At 70.2% G+C, this 18,619-nt stretch carries 22 protein-coding genes and 4 tRNA genes; 19 read left to right on the forward strand and 7 right to left on the reverse strand.

The window, feature by feature from the left end:
* Positions 1-39: 39 nt before the first annotated feature.
* On the reverse strand, positions 40-1,428 hold the full coding sequence (locus tag AA23TX_RS47235; RefSeq protein WP_155549580.1) for a HAMP domain-containing sensor histidine kinase: 1,389 nt from the start codon (positions 1,426-1,428) through the stop codon (positions 40-42).
* Positions 1,425-2,120, reverse strand: coding sequence for a response regulator transcription factor (locus AA23TX_RS47240; protein ID WP_155549581.1), 696 nt, complete (start codon positions 2,118-2,120; stop codon positions 1,425-1,427). Before AA23TX_RS47240 ends, AA23TX_RS47235 begins: the two co-directional genes overlap by 4 nt.
* Positions 2,121-2,280: 160 nt before the next feature.
* Between AA23TX_RS47240 and AA23TX_RS47245 the strand changes: the two genes are divergently transcribed.
* The 3 genes from AA23TX_RS47245 to AA23TX_RS47255 all read left to right on the forward strand — a co-directional run bounded on the left by AA23TX_RS47245 (position 2,281) and on the right by AA23TX_RS47255 (position 4,140).
* Positions 2,281-2,736, forward strand: coding sequence for a DUF1707 SHOCT-like domain-containing protein (locus AA23TX_RS47245; protein WP_155549582.1), 456 nt, complete (start codon positions 2,281-2,283; stop codon positions 2,734-2,736).
* A gap of 214 nt (positions 2,737-2,950) precedes the next feature.
* A complete protein-coding gene (locus AA23TX_RS47250) occupies positions 2,951-3,133 on the forward strand; it encodes a hypothetical protein (protein ID WP_155549583.1) in 183 nt (60 codons plus the stop codon).
* Between the two features lie 230 nt (positions 3,134-3,363).
* Positions 3,364-4,140 carry a hypothetical protein gene (locus tag AA23TX_RS47255; protein ID WP_230863120.1) on the forward strand — a complete coding sequence of 259 codons (777 nt, stop codon included), beginning with the start codon at positions 3,364-3,366 and terminating at the stop codon, positions 4,138-4,140.
* 100 nt (positions 4,141-4,240) lie between these two features.
* Here the strand turns inward: AA23TX_RS47255 and AA23TX_RS47260 are convergent, their stop codons facing one another.
* Complete coding sequence (locus AA23TX_RS47260) at positions 4,241-4,966, reverse strand: PP2C family protein-serine/threonine phosphatase (RefSeq protein WP_155549585.1); 726 nt, start codon at positions 4,964-4,966, stop codon at positions 4,241-4,243.
* Positions 4,967-5,174: 208 nt separating this feature from the next.
* Between AA23TX_RS47260 and AA23TX_RS47265 the strand changes: the two genes are divergently transcribed.
* Both AA23TX_RS47265 and AA23TX_RS50655 read left to right on the forward strand, forming a co-directional pair.
* On the forward strand, positions 5,175-5,384 hold the full coding sequence (locus AA23TX_RS47265; RefSeq protein ID WP_155549586.1) for a hypothetical protein: 210 nt from the start codon (positions 5,175-5,177) through the stop codon (positions 5,382-5,384).
* A gap of 75 nt (positions 5,385-5,459) precedes the next feature.
* Positions 5,460-5,873: an Imm53 family immunity protein gene (locus AA23TX_RS50655; protein ID WP_230863121.1), complete on the forward strand. Its 414-nt coding sequence runs from the start codon at positions 5,460-5,462 to the stop codon at positions 5,871-5,873.
* Positions 5,874-6,265: 392 nt separating this feature from the next.
* On the opposite strand, the gene AA23TX_RS47280 is transcribed toward AA23TX_RS50655, so the two are convergent.
* From AA23TX_RS47280 to AA23TX_RS47295, 4 genes are all read right to left on the reverse strand, one after another.
* Positions 6,266-6,337, reverse strand: a tRNA-Val gene (locus AA23TX_RS47280).
* 1 nt (position 6,338) lies between these two features.
* Positions 6,339-6,409 (reverse strand) — tRNA-Cys (locus tag AA23TX_RS47285).
* A 24-nt stretch (positions 6,410-6,433) separates the two neighbouring features.
* Positions 6,434-6,506: transfer RNA gene (locus AA23TX_RS47290), tRNA-Gly, on the reverse strand.
* A gap of 112 nt (positions 6,507-6,618) precedes the next feature.
* Positions 6,619-7,044: an SsgA family sporulation/cell division regulator gene (locus AA23TX_RS47295; protein WP_033293569.1), complete on the reverse strand. Its 426-nt coding sequence runs from the start codon at positions 7,042-7,044 to the stop codon at positions 6,619-6,621.
* A gap of 390 nt (positions 7,045-7,434) precedes the next feature.
* Between AA23TX_RS47295 and AA23TX_RS47300 the strand changes: the two genes are divergently transcribed.
* The 14 genes from AA23TX_RS47300 (at position 7,435) to AA23TX_RS47365 (ending at position 18,567) form a co-directional block, all read left to right on the forward strand.
* Positions 7,435-7,506, forward strand: a tRNA-Val gene (locus AA23TX_RS47300).
* A gap of 792 nt (positions 7,507-8,298) precedes the next feature.
* Complete coding sequence (locus AA23TX_RS47305; protein WP_196425943.1) at positions 8,299-9,825, forward strand: sugar transferase; 1,527 nt, start codon at positions 8,299-8,301, stop codon at positions 9,823-9,825.
* Positions 9,826-10,034: 209 nt separating this feature from the next.
* The gene (locus tag AA23TX_RS47310) at positions 10,035-10,649 is read left to right on the forward strand and encodes a malonic semialdehyde reductase (RefSeq protein WP_155549587.1); all 615 of its coding nucleotides are present in this window, start codon (positions 10,035-10,037) and stop codon (positions 10,647-10,649) included.
* Between the two features lie 140 nt (positions 10,650-10,789).
* A complete protein-coding gene (gene thrS / locus AA23TX_RS47315) occupies positions 10,790-12,817 on the forward strand; it encodes a threonine--tRNA ligase (protein ID WP_155549588.1) in 2,028 nt (675 codons plus the stop codon).
* Positions 12,814-13,356 (forward strand): HIT family protein, encoded by a 543-nt coding sequence (locus tag AA23TX_RS47320; protein ID WP_155549589.1) that lies wholly within the window; start codon positions 12,814-12,816, stop codon positions 13,354-13,356. The genes thrS and AA23TX_RS47320 overlap by 4 nt, the downstream gene beginning before the upstream one ends.
* Positions 13,357-13,419: 63 nt before the next feature.
* Positions 13,420-13,950 (forward strand): MarR family winged helix-turn-helix transcriptional regulator, encoded by a 531-nt coding sequence (locus AA23TX_RS47325; RefSeq protein ID WP_155549590.1) that lies wholly within the window; start codon positions 13,420-13,422, stop codon positions 13,948-13,950.
* An 89-nt stretch (positions 13,951-14,039) separates the two neighbouring features.
* Positions 14,040-14,666, forward strand: coding sequence for a phosphatidylinositol phosphate synthase (gene pgsA / locus AA23TX_RS47330; protein WP_155549591.1), 627 nt, complete (start codon positions 14,040-14,042; stop codon positions 14,664-14,666).
* A complete protein-coding gene (locus tag AA23TX_RS47335; RefSeq protein WP_155549592.1) occupies positions 14,663-15,580 on the forward strand; it encodes a phosphatidylinositol mannoside acyltransferase in 918 nt (305 codons plus the stop codon). The genes pgsA and AA23TX_RS47335 overlap by 4 nt, the downstream gene beginning before the upstream one ends.
* 18 nt (positions 15,581-15,598) lie before the next feature.
* Positions 15,599-16,744: a glycosyltransferase family 4 protein gene (locus tag AA23TX_RS47340; protein WP_155549924.1), complete on the forward strand. Its 1,146-nt coding sequence runs from the start codon at positions 15,599-15,601 to the stop codon at positions 16,742-16,744.
* Positions 16,741-17,223, forward strand: coding sequence for an NUDIX hydrolase (locus AA23TX_RS47345; RefSeq protein WP_155549593.1), 483 nt, complete (start codon positions 16,741-16,743; stop codon positions 17,221-17,223). The genes AA23TX_RS47340 and AA23TX_RS47345 overlap by 4 nt, the downstream gene beginning before the upstream one ends.
* A gap of 1 nt (position 17,224) precedes the next feature.
* Positions 17,225-17,494 (forward strand): hypothetical protein, encoded by a 270-nt coding sequence (locus tag AA23TX_RS47350; protein ID WP_155549594.1) that lies wholly within the window; start codon positions 17,225-17,227, stop codon positions 17,492-17,494.
* A complete protein-coding gene (locus AA23TX_RS47355; protein WP_155549595.1) occupies positions 17,491-17,748 on the forward strand; it encodes a hypothetical protein in 258 nt (85 codons plus the stop codon). The genes AA23TX_RS47350 and AA23TX_RS47355 overlap by 4 nt, the downstream gene beginning before the upstream one ends.
* A 33-nt stretch (positions 17,749-17,781) precedes the next feature.
* Entirely contained in the window at positions 17,782-18,045 is a 264-nt protein-coding gene (locus tag AA23TX_RS47360) for a hypothetical protein (RefSeq protein ID WP_155549596.1), read from the forward strand.
* 12 nt (positions 18,046-18,057) lie between these two features.
* Entirely contained in the window at positions 18,058-18,567 is a 510-nt protein-coding gene (locus AA23TX_RS47365) for an XdhC family protein (protein ID WP_155549597.1), read from the forward strand.
* Positions 18,568-18,619 lie beyond the last annotated feature (52 nt).

Here is an 18,619-nt window from a genome sequence, read left to right on the forward strand (position 1 = left end):
CCGTCCATGAGAGTTCGATGAAGATCGCGCTGAGTTTCCTTAAGAAGCGGCCAGCGGGAAGACGAGGTCGAACCGGGCGCCGCCGCCGTCGGCGCGGGAGGCCGAGGCCCGCCCGCCGTGCTGGGTGACGACCTGTTCGACGATGGCCAGCCCCAGCCCGGATCCCGGGAGCGCGCGGGCGGCGTCGGCCCGGTAGAACCGCTCGAACACGTGCGGCAGATCCGCCTCGGGGATACCGGGGCCTTCGTCGTCGACGCGGACGCGGACGGTCTCACGCTCGATCGACATGGTCACCCGCACCCGCCCGCCCGCGGGGGACCACTTCGCGGCGTTGTCGAGCACGTTCAGCACCGCCCGCTCGAGGGCGGCCGGGCGCGCGAGCACGTCGGCATCGGTCAGCTCGGCGCCGAAGGTGATGTTCGGCCATCGCGACCGGGTGCGTTCGACGGCCGCGGTGACGACGTCGGCCAGCGCGAGGTGCTCCTCGGCCTCGCTCGGCCGTTCCCCGGTGGACAGGTCGACCAGCTCGCCGATCAGGGCCGTCAGCTCGACGGCCTGGGTGTCGAGGTCGGCCAGCAACCGGGACCGGTCTTCGGCCGAAAGCTGCCGCTGCGGGTTCGCGTCGGCGTGGATCAGCAGCTCGATGTTGGTGCGCAGGCTCGTCAACGGTGTCCGCAGCTCGTGGCCGGCGTCCTCGACCAGCCGCTGCTGCTCGTCCCGGGAGCGGCTCAGCGCGGAGAGCATGGCGTTGAACGACGTGGCCAACCGTCCGATCTCCCCGGACGCGGTGACGTCGATCGCGGCCGAGAGTTCCTGCGTGCGAGCCACGTTCTCGGCGGCCGCGGAGAGGTCGTCGACCGGCTGGAGCGCCGAGCGGGCGATCGCCCGGCCGACCACCGTGGCGCCGAGCACCCCGGCGGCGGACACCACGAGCAGCCAGAAGCCCAGCCGACCCAAGCTGTCCTCGACGTCTTCGGAGTCCTGGGCGACCTGGACCGTCCCCCCGTCGGAGCGCGAGACCGTCCACATGCGGAATCGGTCGCCTTCGCCGCGGTGGACGTTGGCCGCCCGGCTGTTCGAGAACGGCGCTTCCGGCGGCGGTGGCGGGAGCTCCGGGATCGCGCCCGCGGTTCCGGTGACGGCGCCGGCGGCCGAGCGGAACTGGACGGTCAGGCCGTTGTTGCTCCGGTCGGGCCCGGGCTTCGTGGTGGTGGAACGCAGGGTCGAGAGCGCTTCTTCCGGCGAGGATGCTTTCGCGGCGAGCTGCGCGTAGGACTGCAGCCGGGCGTCGAACTGGTCGTAGAGGTCGGCCCGGGTGATGCCCCAGGAGATCGCCGAGACCGTCATGACGGCGAGCGCGACCGCGGTGGCGACGAGGACGCCGAGCCGGGCCCGCAAGGACAGTTTCTTCCAGCGAGGCCGTTTCACAACGGCTCCTCGCGCAGGACATACCCGACGCCGCGCACGGTGTGCAGCAGCCGCGGGTGGCCGTCGGCTTCCAGCTTGCGGCGCAGGTAGCTGACGTAGACGTCGAGCCCGTTGGACGCGGCCCCGAAGTCGTAGCCCCACACGTGCTCGAACATCACGGACCGGGTGAGCACGATCCGGGGGTGGCGCAGGAACGTCTCCAGCATCGCGAATTCGGTGCGGGTCAGGTGCAGGGCGCGGTCGCCGCGGAACACCTCTCGTGTTGCCGGGTCGAGTGCCACGTCCGCGAAACGCAGCGCGGCGGGAGCAGGCGGCGCGGCCGGCACGGTGTACTCGGTCCGTCGCAGCAGCGCACGGACCCGCGCCAGCAGCTCCTGCAGCGCGAACGGCTTCACCAGGTAGTCGTCGGCGCCCGCGTCGAGGCCGGCCACCCGGTCGCTCACGGCGGTGCGCGCGGTCAGCATCAGCACCGGCACGGTGTTGCCTTCGGCCCGCAGCACCCGGCAGACCTCGATGCCGCCGAGCACCGGCATGGTGACGTCGAGCAGTACGCCGTCGGGGTTCTCGTCGCGGATCAGGGTGAGCCCGGCCGCGCCGTCACCCGCGATCGAGACCGTGTAACCCTCGAACCGCAGCGTTCGCGACAGCGAGTCCTGCACAGCCGTCTCGTCGTCGACGATCACCAAGTGCACCCGGCGTCCCTTCGTCCCGCTACTGATGACACACGGTAACTGTAGTCGAGGTTTTCGCCCGGGCGCCGAACTCTCATTGAAGATTAACGTTCGCGGGCGTCCCGTTCCGATTTCCGCGGTTAGCCTCGGATGAAGTGATTTCGGACCGGAAGAGGAAATGATGAGCGAGAACGCGCCGGGCACCACGGTGCCCGAGGGGATCCGCTGCTCGGATGCGGAACGTGAGCAGGTCCGGGCCGCCCTCTACGCCGCGGCGGGCGAAGGCCGGCTGACGATGGACGAAGTCGAAGAGCGCCTCGGTCGCCTGGAGGCGATCCGCTACCGGCACGAACTGGCGTCGATGACCGCCGATCTGCCCCCATCGGAGGGCGATGCCCCCGTGGGATGGCGCCAGATCATGGCGGCCGCTCGCGCCGCGCTCGCCGCAGATGTCGCGGTGCTGCGCGGTCGGGCGGCCGAACCCGCACCCGGTCGTCGCCGGCTGCTGATCATCGTCACCGTCCTCATCGGACTCCTGATCGCCGCGGCGATCGTCGTGGGCGCGGTCCACGGTTTCGGCGCGGATGGGTTCGACGGGCACGAAATGGGCGCGATCGAGCACGGCCGCGGCGGCTGACCTTGCGCATTCGCGGTCATCGCACCGCTGATGCGCCATGGTCATCCCGCACATCCGACGTGTAGTGAAGCCCGCGGTCGCGCCGTGTCACCCGGTGCGTGAAGTCGCCTCATCGCCGGACGCCGGTGCCTGGCCGCACCTGTTTTCAGGATGTGGACGCGCTGGGCCCGCGGCGACCGGGCACGGAGGATGTCCCTGGCGGAAGGGGTGCGCGATGAAACGGCTGCTCGCTGCTCTCGGACGGGCGTTCACCGGTACCGGCTGGGTGCTGGTGCCGCCGGCCCCGCCGTTCGAACCCGGCTTGGCGGTGCCGATCCCGCGACCGGTGACGGACGTGCCGCGGGTGCCGTTGTCAAAGCGGGAACGGGACACCTTCTGGCACATCGTGTCCGGCTGAGGTCCAGGATCCGGAACCCGGCGGCGGCGTGTTGACCGGGATCGGTTCAAGGTCCGCTGACGCTGGTTGATCTTCACAGACGGTGGGGCCCGTCGGATCGCGTCCAGCGGGGAGGGCTCGCAGGGCCCCGTTGCTCCGGAGCGGGCAGGATGTGGTGCGGGGAGTCGTGCTCGTCGGACGCGCGATCCCGTTCCCGGCCCGAGGATTGGACGCAATTGGGACGCTCGTCGGTGTTCACTTTCCAGTACATCGCCATCGACACGGAGGCTGGTGTCACGCCGGAGGAGTTCGAGACCTTCGTGCGTGGTGAAGGCGTTCACCTGCCCTTGTACCCGGGGTGGCGGTGGACTCTCCTGCGCGGGTTGCGCGGGGAGCGGACCGGGCAGTACCTGATGTTGTACGAGATCGAGAGCGCCGAGCAACGCGACCGCTACGTCACGGCCCGGGGTGAGCAGACCGAACTGGCCCGGGAGTTCTGGGCGCGGCACCCCGAGGCGGACGCGGTGCTGGTGCGATGGCGGCGGCTGGGCACGTTCGGTGAGCTGCCGACGTTGTTCACCGACTACCGGCTGCTGGCCGACAATCCGCGGAGCACGGTCACGCCCGGCCCCCGCTACCGCGACCGCCCGGGGGAGGAGCCCGTCGCCCGGGTCGTCGGGATCCACAACCTGGCGTTGCGCGCCGGGGTGACCGAGGAGATGTTCGACCGTTTCATCGCCGAGAACCACCACCGGATCGACGACTACCCGGACTGGCGGTTCCACGTGCTCAAGGGCGAGCGGGGGAACCGCCTCGACCAGTACGTGATGATGATGGAGATCGCGAGCCTGGACGCGCTGGACGTGTTCTACCCCGAGCCCGACATCGCCACCGGCGAGGCCGCGGAGTTCGCGGCCGCCCACCGCGACACCAAGCAGATGTACGAGGAGTGGAAGCAGCTGGCGTCGTTTTCCGGCTCGCCGCAGATCTACACGGACTACCTCGCCGTCGCGGAGAACCCGGCGTAGCCCCGCACGGGCCCAGGATCAGCTCCTTGATGGCGGAGCCGAATGTGGATCTCGTCGATTCGATGATCCTCGCGGTTGTAGGACGTCTTCTGTCATGCGCTTATGCCGGGGCCACGTGGACGATCACGGCGGTGGCGTTGTCGTCGCCGCCTGCCTTTTCGGTGTCGGCGAGCAGCTCGCGTACCTGTCGGCCCGGGGTAGCCGTCCACTGGAGGACTTCGCTGATCCGGGAGTAGGGGACCTGGTCGGTGAGGCCGTCGCTGCCCAGCAGGAGGATGTCACCGGGGCGCGGGGCGATGTTGAGCACGTCCGGTTCGGGGTGTGCGTTGTGTCCGACGTACCGAGTCAGCTGGTAGCGGGCGGAGTGGGCTTCGGGTGAGTCGAACGGGTACCAGCCGTTGACGGCGCCGAGCCAGGCCATGGTGTGGTCGACGGTCAGTTGCTCCAGCAATCCGTTTCGAAGGCGGTAGCCGCGGGAGTCGCCGATCTGCACGAGCCACAGTCCGGCCGGGGATGCTGCCAGAGCGGTCAGGGTGCAGCCGGTCAGCTGGCCGATCCGTCGGCCGGCTGCGGCGACCTGTACTTGGGCTTCGGCGACAGCGGCCCGGAGTGTCGCGGCGTCGAGGGTGTTGCCGGCTGTGCGGATCCGGTCGATGACGACGTCGACGGTGGTGCGGCCGGCAGTGCGGCTTCCTTCCCCGTCGCCCATGCCGTCGGCCACGACCGCGAGCAAAGGTTCCTGTCCCAGGTGGACGACGTCGAAATTGTCGGAATACCGTCGGCCGACGACACTGCCGGCAGCGGCACGGAACGCGAAGTCGGTCATCCTGACAAGGATGCCAGGAGTGCGTGGACGACGCGTCCGACATCGCCACGGGGCCCGTGAACGGCAAGCGCGGGTCCGAGTTCCCCGGGACCTGACGCGAGACGTCGTGCAGAATCCGTCACGCGTGAAGGAGCTGGGCGGCGTTCCTCGGCAAGGACGGTCTTACACCGCGACCCGGCCGGCCTGGACGAGTAGGGGAGGGATTGAAGTGACACCGGTGACCCCGCTGGCCCCGGCGGACTGGGCGCGGATGCTGATCGCGACGGAGATCGTCTTCGTCAGCGATCTGGCGGGCACCGGCTTCGAGTGGCCGACGACGACCGGGTTCGACGACGGGGCGACGATCGGTGTCCTGCGGGGCGTCCAGCGGAAGCTGGGGAAGGTGGTCCGGCCGTACTACGGGAAACGCCCTGGCTGACGCGGAGTCGGGGAAGTACCTCCTGCTGTGCTGTGGGTACCGGGTGCGCGGCGAGCCGCCAGTCCCGGTGGTTGGGTGAAGCCCTCGTTCGCGCCGTACCTTCTCAGCGACTGGTACTCGAGTCAATGCGACGGCGACCGGGAGCACGAGTTCGGCGTCCGGCTCGAGACGCTGGACAACGCGGGTTGGCGGCTGCGCATCGACCCCGTGGGCACCGATGTGGAGAGCCAGAGGATGCCGAGGTCCGAAGAGGATCTCGGGCCGGGCCGGTGGCTCTGGACGTCGGCGGACGGGGAAAGCTACGAAGCGTCCTGCGACGTACGGTCGTTGGAGGCGTTGCTCGCAGCTTTTCGCACTGTGCGGCGTCTTTCCATCTCGACGCGAGGCCTGATGGATTTCTGTACCGGCGCCCGATGGGTGAACTTGTCGGGCAGCAACGGCATGACTACGACTCGGAACGGCGCGGGATCGAGATCCGGGCACCGCTGAAAGCGGTTGTCGGGAAGGTCTACAAAGGAGGCCGGAAGAGTGATGATCACCACTCGGACGGCCGTCAGCGGCCGCCGATACGGCGGGGCACCTCCCGGCCGAAGAAGGGAAGGACCAAAACCCCTGCGGGCACTCGGTTCGTGGCGCTCCCGACGGGGATCGCGGTGATCTACGAAGAGCTGATGGACAGCCACCGGCAGCCGTTCGTGCTGTGCACCCCGGAGGGGCAACCGTGGCGGCGGTCGAACTCTCCGGATCCGGTTCCGGCGGCCGGCCTGGGACGGGATCGAGGATTGCGCGGGGTCCGGGGGCGTGGGGGCTCGGCCCCCACAGGACACGACGAAGAGAGCCCTGCCTGCGTGTTCCGCAAGCAGGGCTCTCCCGCGATCGAGTGCGCGATACTGGGATTGAACCAGTGACCTCTTCCGTGTCAGGGAAGCGCTCTCCCGCTGAGCTAATCGCGCGAGGTGGAGACGGGATTCGAACCCGTGTACACGGCTTTGCAGGCCGTTGCCTCGCCTCTCGGCCACTCCACCGTGCCAGGCTGCGAGAGCCTACCGAGCGGATGACGGGATTCGAACCCGCGACCCTCACCTTGGCAAGGTGATGCGCTACCAGCTGCGCTACATCCGCACTCCGCAGCTCCAGGAGCTTGAACCCCCGTCGCCGTGGTGTGGAAAAACCATATCGGACCCCGAAAACGGCGCCGACACCGGGGTGTCACTTCGCCGTTGCGGGCTCGTCATCAGGCCAGATCGTGGGGGATCAGGTGGGTGAGCGCGTCGTCGACGTCGACCCACAGGTGCTCGTTGCCCGGGAGCACCACGTCGTAGGTGCGGTCGAGGAAGTCGGCCAGCTCCTGGGCGGACGCCTCGAACATGGCGTGCCCGGACGGCGAGTTCAGCTCGATCAGTACGGACTCGGGGTCCTCGACCGAGGGGCGGATGCGGACGTCCCCGTCACCCGCGTCGGCCAGCAGGCCGTCCGCGAGGAGGTCGCGTGCGTACACCCATTCGACCCAGCCGGCGCGGCCGGTGCGGAACGCGGCGACGACCGCATACGGGTCGCGTGTGTCGTAGCGCAGCTCCACCTTGACCGGAACCGCGGGCGTCCGCGGCGCCAGCAGGTCGAAGACCGCCGTCGAGCGGAGCGTCACGTGATCGTTGCGCATCGTCCTACCCTTCGTCTCCCTTCCCGGCCCGGCCGGCCGAGGGCGTCACCACTGGGACGCATCGGGAGGCCGATTCCGTCGCAGGTGAGCCGCATATCACCCGTACGGGCCCATTGGCTCCCGCTCGCGCCCGTGATCACCCCACGGCGCGCGATCGACCGGCGCGCCCCGTGTGGGCCCACTCCTCCATACTGCGCGGTTTAGCCGCCGGGCGATAGCACCGTCGCACGGATGTCGAACGTGGCGTCGGGCGGCCCCCACCTGCCACAACCCCGGCTAGCTCGGGGTTGTTCGTTCCGTACTCGCCGGTAAGCGGAGTGTGGTCGCCGGAGACCACCCATTTGCAGGCGCCCGGAAGTCGTGCGGTACAGTTCTCCCACCACCGCGAGCGGGCGATTAGCTCAGGGGGAGAGCGCTTCGTTCACACCGAAGAGGTCACTGGTTCGATCCCAGTATCGCCCACGCGAGAGCTGGAAGAGCCCTGTCTGCGGAATGCGCAGACAGGGCTCTCGCTTTTGTGTCCTGTGGGGGCCGAGCCCCCACGCCCCCGCCGGGGGCTCGCCCCCGGACCCCCGCGTGGGTCGGGTTGTGGTGTTGGTCACGGCTTAAGCGGAGTGAACGATCCGTTCGGATCTTCCGTATCTGCTGGCAAGGCTCCTTCCGCCTGTGTCGCCGAGACCTGTGGGATCTGCCTCTGAGGCTTGCCGTTGCGGCGATCTTCTGTCGAACGGACCCTGCGGGAGGCTCGCGTGTGATCTCGGGATGAGACGGTTCGCCGCGGCGCGGCGACTTGTGACGGAAACTTGCGCGTGTGACTATCCGGCGATGAACGTCACGGGCTGATCACCGGGCGTCCGCGTGCCGGCGTCCGCGGCCCGTGCCGGTCCACAGTGGACCAGGGGCCGCCTGGAGTGTCCACAGTAGAGCCGCGAGCCCGGTTCGGCCGTTCGGAAGAGCGTGGGTCCACCCGGGTGCGGGTACTGCTCCATTGGCTACATTCCGTAGTTTTTGCCGGGATACGCCCTATCACGCATCGTCATCTTCTTGTTATCTTGCGGCCATTTTCTGGCGGGAAAGACCCGCTGCATGTGGCTGGAAATCCTTGTAACGATGCTGAGAGGGTCGCCGATACCTTGCCGTGTGAAGCCCTCCGCGGGCACAGCGCGAGCTTTCAGCCGTGGTGACTGTACGAAATCACTGCCGGTGACACAGCGTGCTTGCGGACGTCATTCGATCCTTGTCCCGGGAGGACAGATGGAAGAGTCGGTGCGGCCGTCCTACACGGTGAGCCAGCCACCGCCGCGCATCGACCTCCAGGCCATTCCCCGCCCCGCCCCGCGGGACGGCAAGCCGGCCGAGGTGGCCGGAACGCCGGCCCCCAAGGCACTGCCGGCGGCCTGGGAAGCGAGATACAGAGCCTGGGTCATCGGCAGCGATGTGTTCATCACGCTGCTGGTGATCGCGATCAGCGCGTTCGTCATCGATCGCGTTGCCCCGCACGACATGCACGCCTTCGGCACGATCCTCGCCGTCTTCGTCTCGCTGCCGGTCAGCCGGGCGTGGAGCTCGCGAGTGCTCGGCGAAGGCGCTGAGGAGTACCGCACGCTGGGCCGCGGCTTCATCACCGCGGCCGTCCTGGTCGCGCTGGGCGGCTTGCTGTTCGGCGCGCTCGAGGTCCAGGTCTGGGTGTTCGTCGTCGTCCCCGCGATCGCGCTCGTCGCGTTCCCACAGCGGTACCTGCTGCGCCAGGTGCTGCACCGCAAGCGCGCCAAGGGACTCTGCCTGCTGCCGGTGATGGCGGCCGGCAGCCCGGAGACCGTCGCCGACCTGATCGCGCGCACCAAGTCCGAGGTCCACGTCGGCTGGCGCGTCGAGGCGGCCTGCACGTTCACCGGCCACGGCGCCGACCGCGACAGCGGGGAGATCGACGGCGTCCCGGTGGTCGGGAGGCTGGAAGAACTCTCGCGGTACGTGCGGCGCGGCGGGTACCGGGTCGTGGCGATCACCGCGGACCAGTATTGGACGCCGAAGCGGTTGCAGCGCCTGGCCTGGGACATGGAGGGCACCGGCGCGGAGATGGTCGTGGCGCCCGTGCTGATGGAGGTCGCGGGGCCCCGGCTCAACGTCACCGGCGTGCTGGGGATGCCGCTGCTGCGGGTCACGGCCCCGATGTTCACCGGCGGCCGCCGCGTGGTGAAGGAGATCGTGGACCGCGCGGGCTCGGCGTTCCTGCTGACCATGCTCTCCCCGCTGCTGCTCGTGATCGCGCTGGCGATCAAGCTCAACGACCGCGGCCCGGTGATCTACCGCCAGCAGCGCGTGGGCCGCGACGGCGCGACGTTCACCATGCTGAAGTTCCGCACGATGGTCACCAACGCCGACGAAATCCGGAAGACCCTCGCCCAGGACAACGAGGGAGCGGGTCCGCTCTTCAAGATGAAGCGCGATCCGCGGATCACCCGCGTGGGTGGTTTCCTCCGTCGATATTCGCTCGACGAGGTGCCCCAGCTGTTCAACGTCGTGTCCGGGAAGATGTCGCTCGTCGGCCCGCGTCCGCCGCTGCCGGAGGAGACCGCGCAGTACGCGCCGGACGCCCGCCGCCGGCTCCTGGTGAAGCCGGGCCTGACCGGGCTCTGGCAGGTGAGCGGGCGCAGCGACCTCACGTGGGCGGAGAGCATCCGGCTCGACCTGCGGTACGTGGAGGACTGGTCGCTGGCGCTCGACCTGGTGATCCTCTGGAAGACCTTCCGCGCGGTGATGGGCGGTCAGGGCGCCTACTGACCCGTCCGACGAGCCGCGCACGCGCACCACGGCCGCCGATCCCCGTCGAGGGGGTCGGCGGCCGTGTTCGTGCCCGGGGTACCCGGTCGGGTGACGGCTCGTCGCGGGGCGCGTTCCCGCTGTGATCCACACAACTGGTTGAACGCGAAATAGTTCAACGCTCAACTGGGTTGGACCGGGTACCTGACCAACGGAAGGAACCCAGCCCGATGACCACCTTTGCCGAGCAGACCGAGGCCCTCCAGGTTCCCGCGGACGTCCAGAACCTCCTGTTCCGCGAGGCGCGCACGGCCAACAGTTTCAGCTCCGAGCCGGTGACCGAGGAGCAGGTCCGCGCGATCTACGACCTCGTCAAGTGGGCCCCCACGTCGATGAACACCCAGCCGCTGCGCGCGCTGGTGCTCCGGACCGCCGAGGCGAAGGCCCGCCTGCTGCCGCACATGGCCCCGGGCAACCGGGACAAGACCGAGGCCGCGCCACTGACCGTCGTGCTCGCCGCCGACGTCGACTTCCACGAGAACATCCCCCAGGTGTTCCCGCACGCCCCGCAGGTGAAGGACAACTTCTCCGACGAGCAGGGCCGCGTCGAGTTCAGCAAGCTCAACTCGCTGCTGCAGGTCGGCTACTTCATCATCGGCGTCCGCGCCGCCGGCCTGGCCGCCGGGCCGATGACCGGCTTCGACGCCCAGGGTGTCGACGACGAGTTCTTCGCGGACAAGAAGTGGCGCTCGCTGGTCGTCGTCAACGTCGGCAAGCCGGGCGAGAACCCCTGGTTCGACCGCCTGCCGCGGCTGGACTTCGAGCAGGTCGTCGAAACCCTCTGACGCCCTGGTCCCCGATCGGGCAGGCCGCTTCCGGACCCGGAGGTGGCCTGTCCGGCGTTCGCGGACGCGCGTGAGGCCCGCGCGAGCCGACGACTAGCATCGTCGGAGTCATCTCCGTCACCCCAGTCCGAGGAGCCATCGTGTCGCAGTCGCCCCCCGTTTCCCCCGTGGCCACCTCCCGCGTGGTGGTACCGGCGGGCACTACGGCGGGCGCGGCGGTCCGCGAGGCCGGCCTGCCGACCAAGGGGCCGGACACGGTCGTCGTCGTGCGCGACGCCGAGGGCAAGCTGCGCGACCTCGCCTGGGCGCCGGAAACCGACGCCGAGGTCGAGCCGGTCGCCGCGAACACCGAGGACGGCCGCAGCGTCATCCGCCATTCGGCGGCCCACGTGCTCGCCCAGGCCGTGCAGCAGCAGTTCCCGGACGCCAAGCTGGGCATCGGCCCGCCGGTGAAAGACGGTTTCTACTACGACTTCGCCGTCGACACTCCGTTCACCCCGGAGGACCTGCAGGCGCTCGAAAAGCGCATGAAGCAGATCGTGAAGGGCGCCCAGCAGTTCTCGCGGCGCGTTTTCGACTCCGTCGACGAGGCGAAGAAGGAACTGGCTGACGAGCCGTTCAAGCTCGAACTGGTCGACCTCAAGTCCGAAGTGGACACCTCCGAGGTGATGGAGGTCGGCGAGGGCGAGCTGACCATCTACGACAATCTCGACCCGCGCACCAAGGAACGTGTCTGGAGTGACCTCTGCCGCGGTCCGCACGTGCCGACCACGAAGTTCATCCCCGCGTTCAAGCTGACCCGCGTCGCCGCCGCGTACTGGCGGGGGAGCGAGAAGAACCCGCAGCTGCAGCGGATCTACGGCACCGCCTGGGAGTCGGCCGAGGCGCAGGACGCCTACCTCGAGCGCATCGCCGAGGCCGAGCGCCGCGACCACCGCAAGCTCGGCGCCGAGCTGGACCTGTTCTCCTTCCCCGAGGAGATCGGCTCCGGCCTGCCCGTGTTCCACCCCAAGGGCGGCATCATCCGCCGGGAGCTGGAGAACTACTCGCGCCGCCGCCACGAGGAGGCCGGCTACGAGTTCGTGAACACCCCGCACATCAGCAAGGGCGAGCTGTTCCACACCTCCGGCCACCTGCCCTACTACGCGGACACGATGTTCCCGCCGGTGCAGTTCGACGAGGAGAACTACTACCTCAAGGCCATGAACTGCCCGATGCACAACCTGATCTTCCGCTCGCGCGGGCGGTCCTACCGGGAGCTGCCGCTGCGGCTGTTCGAGTTCGGCACCGTCTACCGCTACGAGAAGTCGGGTGTCGTGCACGGCCTCACCCGCGTGCGCGGCCTGACGATGGACGACTCGCACATCTACTGCACCAAGGAGCAGATGCCGGGCGAGCTCCGGTCGCTGCTGAAGTTCGTGCTGGACCTGCTGGCCGACTACGGCCTTTCCGACTTCTACCTCGAGCTGTCCACCCGCGGCGACTCCGACAAGTTCATCGGCGAGGACTGGGAGTGGGAGGAGGCCACCGAGACGCTGCGGCAGGCCGCCGTCGACTCCGGCCTCGAGCTGGTCCCGGACCCGGGCGGCGCGGCCTTCTACGGCCCCAAGATCTCGGTCCAGGCCAAGGACGCCATCGGCCGCACCTGGCAGATGTCGACCATCCAGCTGGACTTCAACCAGAACAAGCGGTTCGAGCTCGAATACACCGCGCCGGACGGCACGCGCCAGACGCCGGTGATGATCCACCGCGCGCTGTTCGGCTCGATCGAGCGGTTCTTCGGCGTGCTGACCGAGCACTACGCGGGCGCGTTCCCGGCGTGGCTCGCGCCGGTGCAGGTGGTCGGCATCCCGATCACCGCCGACCAGGTCGGATTCCTGCAGGACGTCGAGAAGGCGTTGCGCGCCCAGGGGATCCGCGCGGAGGTCGACGCCAGCGACGACCGGATGCAGAAGAAGATCCGCACGCACACGACGCAGAAGGTGCCCTTCATGCTGCTGGCCGGCGCGAAGGACGTCGAGGCGGGCGCGGTGTCGTTCCGCTTCCGCGACGGCGGGCAGATCAACGGCGTGCCGGTGGCCGACGCCGTCGCCGCCATCGCCGGCTGGATCGAGCGCCGCGAAAACGCGTCGCCGTCGGCCGAAGCGCTGGAGACGGTCGTTCGGTGAGTGAAGGTCCCGAGCTCGTCGAGCAGCAGGGCGCCGGGGTCCAGGACGCGTTCCACCGCCTCTGGACCCCGCACCGGATGGCCTACATCAAGGGCCAGGACAAGCCGGACGACGACGAGGACACCGGCTGCCCGTTCTGCCGGATCCCGTCCCTGGACGACAAAACGGGGCTGATCGTCGCGCGCGGCGAGACGGTGTACGCGGTGCTGAACCTGTACCCGTACAACCCCGGGCACCTGATGGTGGTGCCGTACCGGCACGTCGCGGACTACACCGAGCTGACCGTCGAAGAGACGCGCGAGGTCGCGGAGTTCACCCAGCACGCGATGAAGGTGATCCGCGCGGTGTCCGGTGCGCACGGGTTCAACATCGGCCTCAACCAGGGCGTGATCGCGGGCGCGGGCATCGCGGCGCACCTGCACCAGCACCTGGTGCCGCGCTGGGGCGGCGACGCGAACTTCATGCCGGTGATCGGCCAGACGAAGGTGCTGCCGCAATTGCTGGGCGAAACGCGGGACCTGCTCTCCGACGCTTGGTGAAACGCTCGAATGCCGTAACCGGCAAACCGTAATTGAGTGTTCAACCGAGGGTATGATGGGCGTATGTCCGAAACCCGATGGCTCAGCGACGACGAGCAGCGCGTCTGGCGTGAGTTCAACGCGGCCACCCGCATGCTCAGCGCGCACCTCGAGGGTCAGCTGCAGCACGACTCGGGCATGCCGCACACCTACTACGAAGTCCTGGTCGCGCTCTCGGAAGCGCCCGGCCGCCGGCTGCGGATGAGTGAGCTCGCCGACGCGCGCCAGGCGTCCCGAAGCCGCCTCTCGCACGCCGTCGCGCGCCTGGAAGCCAACGGCTGGGTGCGCCGCGAAGCCTGCCCGACCGACAAGCGCGGCGCCTGGGCGGTGCTGACGGACGCCGGCTTCACGGCGCTCGAAGCGGCCGCGCCCGGGCACGTCGAGGCCGTCCGTGAGAGCCTCTTCGATCCGCTGACGCCGGAGCAGGTCGCCGCGCTCGGCGAGATCAGCGCCGCGATCCGGCAGCGCCTCTCGCCCAAGTGCGCCGCCGCGCAGGCCGCCGAAGAGGCGCGGGAGTACTCCGGCGAGGTCGTCCGGCTGCCGAAATCGGGCTGAGCCGGGGCGGCGCGTCGGGTTCACCGGGGCGGGTCGATAGGCTGCCCTCGCCCACCCGATCCTCGTAGCCAGGTGTCTCAGACGAACCGATGCTCAATATCTTCGCGCGTGCCTCCGTTTCCCGCGTCACCGATCCGATCGGCCAGGCGCTGGTCCGCGTCGGGCTGACCCCGAACGCGATGACCGTGATCGGCACCGCCGGCGCGGTCATCAGCGCTCTCGCCTTCTTCCCGAACGGCTACCTGCTCTGGGGCACCTTCACGGTGTGGGGCTTCGCCATGCTCGACCTCCTCGACGGCGCCATGGCCCGCGCCCGCGGCTACGGCACCCCGTTCGGCGCGGTGCTCGACGCCACCTGCGACAGGCTGGTCGACGGCGCCCTGTTCGCCGCGATCGCGTGGTGGTGCTTCGTCGTCGACGACAACCACCCGGCGGCCGCCGCGGCACTGCTGTGCCTGGTCCTCGCCCAGGTCATCTCCTACGTCAAGGCCCGCGCCGACGCCTCCGGCCTGCCGGTCGACGGCGGGCTCGTCGAACGCGCCGAGCGGCTGATCATCGCCCTGGTCGGCACCGGCCTGCACGGCTTCGGCATCCCGTACACCGTGGACGTGACGCTCTGGCTGCTGGCCGTCCTGTCGGTCATCACCCTGCTGCAGCGCTTCGCCGGCGTCGCGAAGGCGGCCCGCGAGGCCGCCGCCGGGGAGCAGCGCGCATGACCCGGCTGTCGGAACGGCTGAGCGCCTTCGGCTACGCCGCCGGGTGGCGGCTGGCCGGCTGGCTGCCCGCCGGGTTCGGCAGCACGGTGTTCTCGCTCGGCGCCGACCTCGCCGTCCGCCGCGACGCCGGCGGTGTGCGGCAGCTGCGCACCAACCTCGCCCGCGTCGTCCCGCAGGCGGACGAGGTCGAGATGGACGAGCTGACCCGGCGCGCGATGCGCTCGTACGCCCGGTACTGGCACGAGACCTTCCGGCTGCCGTCGATGGACCAGAAGGCGGTCAGCGAGAAGGTCGCGGCCTCCATCACCGGCGTCGAGAACCTCGACGCGGCGCTGGCCGAGGGCAACGGCGCGGTGATGGCGCTGCCGCACAGCGGCAACTGGGACATCGCCGGCGTCTGGCTGGCCGACTACCTCGGCGGGTTCACCACCGTCGCCGAGCGCCTGAAGCCCGAGTCGCTCTACCGCCGGTTCGTCGAGTACCGCGAGTCGCTCGGGTTCGAGATCGTGCCGCTGACCGGCGACAGCTCGGCGATGCGCGTGTTGCTGAAGCGGCTGCGGGAGAACAAGGCCGTCTGCCTGGTCGGCGACCGCGACCTCACCACCAGCGGCATCCCGGTGAAGTTCTTCGGCGAGCAGGCCCGCTTCCCGGGCGGCCCGGCGCGGCTGGCCGCCACGACCGGCGCGGCGCTGATCCCGGCCGGCTGCTGGTTCACCGAGGACGGCTGGCAGATCCGCCTGCACCCGCGCATCCGCGTCACCGCGCGCGCCGAGGTCGCGGCCGCCACCCAGGCCCTCGCGGACATCTTCGCCGGCGACATCGCCGCGCACCCGGCCGACTGGCACATGGTCCAGAAGTTCTGGCCGGCCGACCTCGAGGGCGACGAGCGGGTCGACCTGGAAGAAGCGAGCTGAGACGTGGCCACGCGTCCGATGCGGGTCGGGATCGTCTGCCCCTACTCCTTCGACGTGCCCGGCGGGGTCCAGGGGCACGTGATCGACCTGACGAAGGCGCTGCTCGCGCGCGGGCACCAAGTGTCCGTGCTGGCCCCCGCCGACGACGACGCCGACCTGCCGGAGTTCGTGCACCCGGCCGGCAAGGCGCTCGGCATCCGGTACAACGGCTCGGTCGCGCGGCTGCAGTTCGGCCCGGTGTCCTACGCCCGGGTGCGCCGCTGGATCCGCGACGGCGACTTCGACGTCCTGCACCTGCACGAGCCCGCCGCGCCGAGCCTTTCGCTGCTGGCGCTGCTCATCGCGGACGGCCCGATCGTCGCGACGTTCCACACCGCGACCACGCGCTCGCGCACGCTGTCGGCGTTCCAGCCGGTGCTGCGGCCGCTGCTGGAGAAGATCACCGCGCGGATCGCGGTGTCCGCGCTGGCCCGCCGGGTGCAGGTGGAGCACGCCGGCGGGGACGCCGTGGAGATCCCCAACGGCGTCGACGTCGAGTTCTTCTCCTCGGCGACGCCGCTGCCGGGCTACCCGCGGGCCGGCGGGACGGTCGGCTTCGTCGGCCGGTTCGGCGAGCCTCGCAAGGGGATGGGCGTCCTCCTGGAGGCACTGCGGCGGATCCTGCCGGAGTTCGAGGACCTGCGGCTGGTCGTGGTCGGCCGCGGTGACGAGGACCAGCTGCGCCGCGACGCCGGTCCCGAGCTGGCGCCGCACCTGGAGCTGCTCGGCCAGGCCGCCGACGACGTGAAGGCCCAGGCGCTGCGCAGCGTCGACGTCTACTGCGCGCCCAACACCGGCGGCGAGAGCTTCGGGATGATCCTCACCGAGGCGATGGCGGCGGGGACCCCGGTGCTGGCCAGCGGTCTCGACTCGTTCCGTCGGGTGCTCGACGACGGTCACGCCGGGATGCTCGTCGACACCGGTGACCCGGCGGCGCTCGCGGACGGGCTGCGCGAGCTGCTCGGCGACCCGGCGCGGCGGGCGTCGCTGGCCGCGGCGGCGGGGGAGCGGGTGACGATGTTCGACTGGTCGGTGGTGGCCACGCAGGTGCTGCGCGTCTACGAGACGGCCGTCGCCGCCGACCCGCGGCGCGTCGCGGCGCCGGAGCGGGAGCCGGCCCGATGAGCGTGCTCGGCTGGCTGCTCCCGGTCTTGGCGCTGGTCGTCGTGCTGGGCGGGCTCTTCCTGGTGGCGACGGCGAACCGGCTCGACCGGCTGCACGTCCGGATGGACGCGGGCTGGGCGGCGCTCGACGCGGCACTGGCCCGCCGCGCGGTCGTGGCTCGCGCCGTCGCGGTGGTGCTGGGCGACACGGGACTGCGGACGCTCGCCGAGCGTGCCGAAGCGGCCCCTCGGCCCGACCGCGAGGGCGAGGAGAACGAGCTGACGCTGCGGCTGAGCCGCGTCGACCGGGCGGGTCTGCCGGCCGAGCTGGCCGAGGAACTGACGGACGCCGAGCACCGGGTGGTGATCGCCCGGCGCGTCCACAACGACGCCGTGCGCGACACGCTGCGGCTGCGGCGGCGGCGGAAGGTGCGGTACTTCCGGCTGGCGGGCACCGCGCCGCTGCCGGAGTACTTCGAATTCGCCGAACCGGAGGTCTGACGTGTGGTGGGTGGTCGTCGAGGAGCAGAGCGGCGGCGGTGACGCGCGCACCTGGAACGTCACGAAGACGAAGCCGGGGGGCGGGGACCGGGAGCACGCCGACGAGGTGGCGCGGCGGGTGGCGTTCGAGCACCGGCCGGTGCACCCGGCGTCGGTCAAGGAGCGGAAGGTCCTGCGGGTCGGCGACGGCTACCTCGTGATCGCGACCGGCCGCACCGCGACGTTCCACTTCCGCGTCACGCTCGGCGAGACCGTGGCGGAGCCGGCATGAGCTGGTGGGTGGTCGTCGAAGAGCAGCGCGGGAGCGGTGACGGCCGGAACTGGTCGCTGTCGGAGACGTTCCGCTACGACGACCAGGCGACCGCCGAGGCCGAGGCGCTGCGGCTCGCGCGGGAGTACGAGCCCGCCCACCCGTGGTCCCCGAAGGCGCGGAAGGTCCTGCGCGGCCCCGGCGGCTACCTGGTGATCGTGGAAGGCCAGATGTCGAGGTTCCACTTCCGGCTCAGCGTGCTCGAAGAGATCTGAAACCTTTTGCCGGCCGCCCGCGTCGGACCGGGCATGAGTCCGACGTGGTGGGTGGTCATCGAAGAGCAGGGCGGCATGGGCGACGGCCGGGGCTGGGGCGTCGCGGAGGCGACGCCGTACCCGGACCGCGACAGCGCGTACGACGACGCCTACCTGCTCGCCAAGCAGCACCGCCCGCCGCGGCCGTCGTCGCCGCAGAACCGGCTCGTGCTGCGCGTGACCGACGGGTACCTGGTGCTCGTGAAGGGCAAGACCGACCTGTGGCAGTTCCGCGTGACTGTCGGCGAGCAGGCCTGACAGACTGGGCGCATGACGGAGCCCGATGCTTGCGAGGTCGCCCACGGCACGGTCGCGGTCGATCCGGCCGTGCGGACGCTGGTCGCCGTGTTCGCGTCGCCGGTGTCGCGGTACCTGCTGAAGTTCGCGAAGGACCTCGGCTACCACGTCGCGCTGTTCGAACCGGACGCCGCGCGCGCCACCGACGGGCCCGACGGGATCGAAGCGGACACCACGCTGCCGCCGCTGGACGCCTCGGCGGACGTCGTCGTCACCGACCACCACCGGCCCGAACTGGGCGACGTGCTGAAGGCCGCGCTCGACGGGAACCCGCGCTGGATCGGCGTGCTCGGCAACCCGCGGCACCCCGGCCCGCACGTGTCCGCGCTGCAGGGCCTGGGCGTGGCGGAGGCCGACATCGCCCGGGTGCACCGGCCGGTGGGGCTCAACATCGGCTCGCGCACGCCGCCGGAGATCGCGATCGCGACCCTGGCGGGCCTGCTCGCCGACCGGAACGACCGCCCGGGCGGCTTCGACTTCTGACGCCGGTCGTGAGTGAGAAACAGGGTTAGAACACTGTTTCTCACTCACGACC

The sequence above is a fragment of the Amycolatopsis camponoti genome, from assembly GCF_902497555.1.
Lineage (GTDB): Bacteria > Actinomycetota > Actinomycetes > Mycobacteriales > Pseudonocardiaceae > Amycolatopsis > Amycolatopsis camponoti.

What these genes read in the sequence shown, in the direction of transcription:
- AA23TX_RS47245 (WP_155549582.1), top strand. Translation starts at nt 2,281, where the DNA reads ATGAGCGAGAACGCGCCGGGCACCACGGTGCCCGAGGGGATCCGCTGC.
- AA23TX_RS47250 (WP_155549583.1), top strand. Translation starts at nt 2,951, where the DNA reads ATGAAACGGCTGCTCGCTGCTCTCGGACGGGCGTTCACCGGTACCGGC.
- AA23TX_RS47260 (WP_155549585.1), bottom strand. Translation starts at nt 4,966, where the DNA reads ATGACCGACTTCGCGTTCCGTGCCGCTGCCGGCAGTGTCGTCGGCCGA.
- AA23TX_RS47295 (WP_033293569.1), bottom strand. Translation starts at nt 7,044, where the DNA reads ATGCGCAACGATCACGTGACGCTCCGCTCGACGGCGGTCTTCGACCTG.
- AA23TX_RS47305 (WP_196425943.1), top strand. Translation starts at nt 8,299, where the DNA reads ATGGAAGAGTCGGTGCGGCCGTCCTACACGGTGAGCCAGCCACCGCCG.
- AA23TX_RS47310 (WP_155549587.1), top strand. Translation starts at nt 10,035, where the DNA reads ATGACCACCTTTGCCGAGCAGACCGAGGCCCTCCAGGTTCCCGCGGAC.
- AA23TX_RS47325 (WP_155549590.1), top strand. Translation starts at nt 13,420, where the DNA reads ATGTCCGAAACCCGATGGCTCAGCGACGACGAGCAGCGCGTCTGGCGT.
- pgsA (WP_155549591.1), top strand. Translation starts at nt 14,040, where the DNA reads ATGCTCAATATCTTCGCGCGTGCCTCCGTTTCCCGCGTCACCGATCCG.
- AA23TX_RS47335 (WP_155549592.1), top strand. Translation starts at nt 14,663, where the DNA reads ATGACCCGGCTGTCGGAACGGCTGAGCGCCTTCGGCTACGCCGCCGGG.
- AA23TX_RS47340 (WP_155549924.1), top strand. Translation starts at nt 15,599, where the DNA reads ATGCGGGTCGGGATCGTCTGCCCCTACTCCTTCGACGTGCCCGGCGGG.
- AA23TX_RS47345 (WP_155549593.1), top strand. Translation starts at nt 16,741, where the DNA reads ATGAGCGTGCTCGGCTGGCTGCTCCCGGTCTTGGCGCTGGTCGTCGTG.
- AA23TX_RS47355 (WP_155549595.1), top strand. Translation starts at nt 17,491, where the DNA reads ATGAGCTGGTGGGTGGTCGTCGAAGAGCAGCGCGGGAGCGGTGACGGC.
- AA23TX_RS47360 (WP_155549596.1), top strand. Translation starts at nt 17,782, where the DNA reads ATGAGTCCGACGTGGTGGGTGGTCATCGAAGAGCAGGGCGGCATGGGC.
- AA23TX_RS47365 (WP_155549597.1), top strand. Translation starts at nt 18,058, where the DNA reads ATGACGGAGCCCGATGCTTGCGAGGTCGCCCACGGCACGGTCGCGGTC.